Here is a 5,654-nt window from a genome sequence, read left to right on the forward strand (position 1 = left end):
TGTTGATCGAAGCGCTGAAAAAAGTAGTTGACGCGCTTCAAAATGTTCTTCATAATCTCGCTTCTCTGCTGCTGAAAACGCAGCGCCGAAACGAAGCCAAGCTTCTCTCGGAAATGCTCTTTAAAAATCTACAGCCGATAAGTGTGGACGCTTGATCGTAGCGGTCTTGATCTCCGGATCAAGTCAGCAAAAGTATCAAGAGTCTCACACAAAAGTAAGTCAGGTTCATGAAGCAATTCATTGACCTGTCAGCTTTGAGTGAGCGACCGGTTCGAAAGAACCGAAAACAGTAACAGGTATTGAACTGAAGAGTTTGATCCTGGCTCAGATTGAACGCTGGCGGCATGCCTTACACATGCAAGTCGAACGGCAGCACGGACTTCGGTCTGGTGGCGAGTGGCGAACGGGTGAGTAATACATCGGAACATGTCCTGTAGTGGGGGATAGCCCGGCGAAAGCCGGATTAATACCGCATACGATCTACGGATGAAAGCGGGGGACCTTCGGGCCTCGCGCTATAGGGTTGGCCGATGGCTGATTAGCTAGTTGGTAGGGTAAAAGCCTACCAAGGCGACGATCAGTAGCTGGTCTGAGAGGACGACCAGCCACACTGGGACTGAGACACGGCCCAGACTCCTACGGGAGGCAGCAGTGGGGAATTTTGGACAATGGGCGAAAGCCTGATCCAGCAATGCCGCGTGTGTGAAGAAGGCCTTCGGGTTGTAAAGCACTTTTGTCCGGAAAGAAATCCTCGACTCTAATACAGACGGGGGATGACGGTACCGGAAGAATAAGCACCGGCTAACTACGTGCCAGCAGCCGCGGTAATACGTAGGGTGCAAGCGTTAATCGGAATTACTGGGCGTAAAGCGTGCGCAGGCGGTTTGTTAAGACCGATGTGAAATCCCCGGGCTCAACCTGGGAACTGCATTGGTGACTGGCAAGCTAGAGTATGGCAGAGGGGGGTAGAATTCCACGTGTAGCAGTGAAATGCGTAGAGATGTGGAGGAATACCGATGGCGAAGGCAGCCCCCTGGGCCAATACTGACGCTCATGCACGAAAGCGTGGGGAGCAAACAGGATTAGATACCCTGGTAGTCCACGCCCTAAACGATGTCAACTAGTTGTTGGGGATTCATTTCCTTAGTAACGTAGCTAACGCGTGAAGTTGACCGCCTGGGGAGTACGGTCGCAAGATTAAAACTCAAAGGAATTGACGGGGACCCGCACAAGCGGTGGATGATGTGGATTAATTCGATGCAACGCGAAAAACCTTACCTACCCTTGACATGGTCGGAATCCTGGAGAGATCCGGGAGTGCTCGAAAGAGAACCGATACACAGGTGCTGCATGGCTGTCGTCAGCTCGTGTCGTGAGATGTTGGGTTAAGTCCCGCAACGAGCGCAACCCTTGTCCTTAGTTGCTACGCAAGAGCACTCTAAGGAGACTGCCGGTGACAAACCGGAGGAAGGTGGGGATGACGTCAAGTCCTCATGGCCCTTATGGGTAGGGCTTCACACGTCATACAATGGTCGGAACAGAGGGTCGCCAACCCGCGAGGGGGAGCTAATCCCAGAAAACCGATCGTAGTCCGGATTGCACTCTGCAACTCGAGTGCATGAAGCTGGAATCGCTAGTAATCGCGGATCAGCATGCCGCGGTGAATACGTTCCCGGGTCTTGTACACACCGCCCGTCACACCATGGGAGTGGGTTTTACCAGAAGTGGCTAGTCTAACCGCAAGGAGGACGGTCACCACGGTAGGATTCATGACTGGGGTGAAGTCGTAACAAGGTAGCCGTATCGGAAGGTGCGGCTGGATCACCTCCTTTCTCGAGCTAATACCGCGAAAGTTGAGCGTTCACGCTTATCGGCTGTAAATCAAGACAGACTCAGGGGTCTGTAGCTCAGTTGGTTAGAGCACCGTCTTGATAAGGCGGGGGTCGTTGGTTCGAATCCAACCAGACCCACCACTTAGTCTGGACAGTATCCTTGGGAAGTCTCTGTATGGGGGCATAGCTCAGCTGGGAGAGCACCTGCTTTGCAAGCAGGGGGTCGTCGGTTCGATCCCGTCTGCCTCCACCAATCTTCAATGACAAACGTTCAGGTCGTACTGATCTGAGTTTTTGTCATTGGCGATTGAGCCAGTCAGAGCGATTTGTACATCATGTACTTATCGGCTGTCGTTCTTTAACAATCTAGAAGAAGTAGTAATTTGGATAACGGAAGCGCTTATTTGAGATGGGCGTGGAAATTATCCGGGTTGTGATTGTATCGATGTATCTCAAGAAGATTCGAACTTAAATGTTCGGCTCAAATTGGAATACGGCACAAATGCGAGAACTCAACCTGTAGCGATTTGTCGAGTGCTATCCCCTACGGGGATGGGGCATCTCTAAGTGCTAAAGCACTAAGAGCTGCCGACACAAGGCAGACTCGTTATAGGGTCAAGCGAACAAGTGCATGTGGTGGATGCCTTGGCGATCACAGGCGATGAAGGACGCGGTAGCCTGCGAAAAGCTACGGGGAGCTGGCAAACAAGCTTTGATCCGTAGATGTCCGAATGGGGAAACCCACTCCTTTTGGAGTATCCATAGCTGAATACATAGGCTATGCGAAGCGAACGCGGTGAACTGAAACATCTAAGTAACCGCAGGAAAAGAAATCAACCGAGATTCCCAAAGTAGTGGCGAGCGAAATGGGAAGAGCCTGTACTCTTTATTTGTATTGTTAGTCGAACGCTCTGGAAAGTGCGGCCATAGCAGGTGATAGCCCTGTAGACGAAAACAGTATGAAAGAACTAGGTGTACGACAAGTAGGGCGGGACACGTGAAATCCTGTCTGAAGATGGGGGGACCATCCTCCAAGGCTAAATACTCGTGATCGACCGATAGTGAACCAGTACCGTGAGGGAAAGGCGAAAAGAACCCCGGGAGGGGAGTGAAATAGATCCTGAAACCGCATGCATACAAACAGTCGGAGCCTCGTAAGGGGTGACGGCGTACCTTTTGTATAATGGGTCAGCGACTTACGTTCAGTAGCAAGCTTAACCGAATAGGGCAGGCGTAGCGAAAGCGAGTCCGAATAGGGCGTTCAGTTGCTGGGCGTAGACCCGAAACCAAGTGATCTATCCATGGCCAGGATGAAGGTGCGGTAACACGTACTGGAGGTCCGAACCCACTAACGTTGAAAAGTTAGGGGATGAGCTGTGGATAGGGGTGAAAGGCTAAACAAACTTGGAAATAGCTGGTTCTCTCCGAAAACTATTTAGGTAGTGCCTCGTGTCTCACCTTCGGGGGTAGAGCACTGTCATGGTTGGGGGGTCTATTGCAGATTACCCCGCCATAGCAAACTCCGAATACCGAAGAGTGCAATCACGGGAGACAGACATCGGGTGCTAACGTCCGGTGTCAAGAGGGAAACAACCCAGACCGCCAGCTAAGGTCCCCAAATATAGCTAAGTGGGAAACGAAGTGGGAAGGCTAAAACAGTCAGGAGGTTGGCTTAGAAGCAGCCACCCTTTAAAGAAAGCGTAATAGCTCACTGATCGAGTCGTCCTGCGCGGAAGATGTAACGGGGCTAAGCTATATACCGAAGCTGCGGATGCATATTTATATGCATGGTAGGAGAGCGTTCCGTAAGCCTGCGAAGGTGCATTGTAAAGTGTGCTGGAGGTATCGGAAGTGCGAATGCTGACATGAGTAGCGATAAAGGGGGTGAAAGGCCCCCTCGCCGTAAGCCCAAGGTTTCCTACGCAACGTTCATCGGCGTAGGGTGAGTCGGCCCCTAAGGCGAGGCAGAAATGCGTAGCTGATGGGAAGCAGGTCAATATTCCTGCACCATTGTTAAATGCGATGGGGGGACGGATCGCGGAAGGTTGTCCGGGTGTTGGAAGTCCCGGTCGCTGCATTGGAGAAGGCGCTTAGGCAAATCCGGGCGCAGAATTCAAGGGTGTGGCGCGAGCTTCTTAGGAAGCGAAGCAATTGGAAGTGGTTCCAAGAAAAGCCTCTAAGCTTCAGTTTAACAGTGACCGTACCGCAAACCGACACAGGTGGGCGAGATGAGTATTCTAAGGCGCTTGAGAGAACTCGGGAGAAGGAACTCGGCAAATTGGTACCGTAACTTCGGGATAAGGTACGCCCTTGTAGCTTGACTGGCCTGCGCCAGAAGGGTGAAAGGGTTGCAATAAACTGGTGGCTGCGACTGTTTAATAAAAACACAGCACTCTGCAAACACGAAAGTGGACGTATAGGGTGTGACGCCTGCCCGGTGCCGGAAGATTAAATGATGGGGTGCAAGCTCTTGATTGAAGTCCCGGTAAACGGCGGCCGTAACTATAACGGTCCTAAGGTAGCGAAATTCCTTGTCGGGTAAGTTCCGACCTGCACGAATGGCGTAACGATGGCCACACTGTCTCCTCCCGAGACTCAGCGAAGTTGAAGTGTTTGTGATGATGCAATCTCCCCGCGGCTAGACGGAAAGACCCCATGAACCTTTACTGTAGCTTTGCATTGGACTTTGAACCGATCTGTGTAGGATAGGTGGGAGGCTATGAAACCGGAACGCTAGTTTCGGTGGAGCCGTCCTTGAAATACCACCCTGGTTTGTTTGAGGTTCTAACCTTGGCCCGTGATCCGGGTCGGGGACAGTGCATGGTAGGCAGTTTGACTGGGGCGGTCTCCTCCCAAAGTGTAACGGAGGAGTACGAAGGTACGCTAGGTACGGTCGGAAATCGTGCTGATAGTGCAATGGCATAAGCGTGCTTAACTGCGAGACCGACAAGTCGAGCAGGTGCGAAAGCAGGTCATAGTGATCCGGTGGTTCTGTATGGAAGGGCCATCGCTCAACGGATAAAAGGTACTCTGGGGATAACAGGCTGATACCGCCCAAGAGTTCATATCGACGGCGGTGTTTGGCACCTCGATGTCGGCTCATCTCATCCTGGGGCTGTAGCCGGTCCCAAGGGTATGGCTGTTCGCCATTTAAAGAGGTACGTGAGCTGGGTTTAAAACGTCGTGAGACAGTTTGGTCCCTATCTGCCGTGGGCGTTGGATATTTGAAGGGGGCTGCTCCTAGTACGAGAGGACCGGAGTGGACGAACCTCTGGTGTACCGGTTGTCACGCCAGTGGCATCGCCGGGTAGCTATGTTCGGAAGAGATAACCGCTGAAAGCATCTAAGCGGGAAACTCGCCTTAAGATGAGATATCCCTGGAGGCTTGACCTCCTTGAAGGGTCGTTCGAGACCAGGACGTTGATAGGTCAGGTGTGTAAGCGCAGTAATGCGTTCAGCTAACTGATACTAATTGCCCGTAAGGCTTGATCCTATAACAAGTCTGAGTTGATGATCGTCGGTGCTCAAGCACTCGCGACATCCCTGCCTGAACCAGATTCAGGACCTTGGAAAACACAGACAAGTTGTACAGCATTGAGTCCTCGTGTGCCGATACACACAACCCAATACTACTTCTTCAAGATTGGTCGTGGCGCTCAACCAGCGACGCGACAACCCCTTTAGCCTGATGACCATAGCGAGTCGGTACCACCCCTTCCCATCCCGAACAGGACCGTGAAACGACTCTACGCCGATGATAGTGCGGATTGCCCGTGTGAAAGTAGGTAATCGTCAGGCTTCCTCCTTCAGAACCCCCGCTGC

General features: G+C 52.1%; 2 tRNA genes and 3 rRNA genes. All 5 read left to right on the forward strand.

From position 1 onward, the window contains the following. The first annotated feature begins 301 nt into the window (after positions 1-301). The 5 genes from G3N92_RS30250 (at position 302) to rrf (ending at position 5,630) form a co-directional block, all read left to right on the forward strand. Positions 302-1,832: ribosomal RNA gene (locus G3N92_RS30250) — 16S ribosomal RNA — on the forward strand. A 64-nt stretch (positions 1,833-1,896) separates the two neighbouring features. After that, positions 1,897-1,973, forward strand: a tRNA-Ile gene (locus G3N92_RS30255). Between the two features lie 36 nt (positions 1,974-2,009). After that, a tRNA-Ala gene (locus tag G3N92_RS30260) sits at positions 2,010-2,085 on the forward strand. Between the two features lie 360 nt (positions 2,086-2,445). Further along, positions 2,446-5,325, forward strand: a 23S ribosomal RNA gene (locus G3N92_RS30265). 191 nt (positions 5,326-5,516) lie between these two features. Further along, positions 5,517-5,630 (forward strand): 5S ribosomal RNA (gene rrf / locus G3N92_RS30270). The 16S, 23S and 5S rRNA genes sit together here with 2 tRNA genes alongside, the layout of an rRNA operon. The last annotated feature ends 24 nt before the right edge of the window (positions 5,631-5,654 follow it).

The organism is Burkholderia sp. Ac-20379, from assembly GCF_017104645.1.
Taxonomy (GTDB): domain Bacteria; phylum Pseudomonadota; class Gammaproteobacteria; order Burkholderiales; family Burkholderiaceae; genus Burkholderia.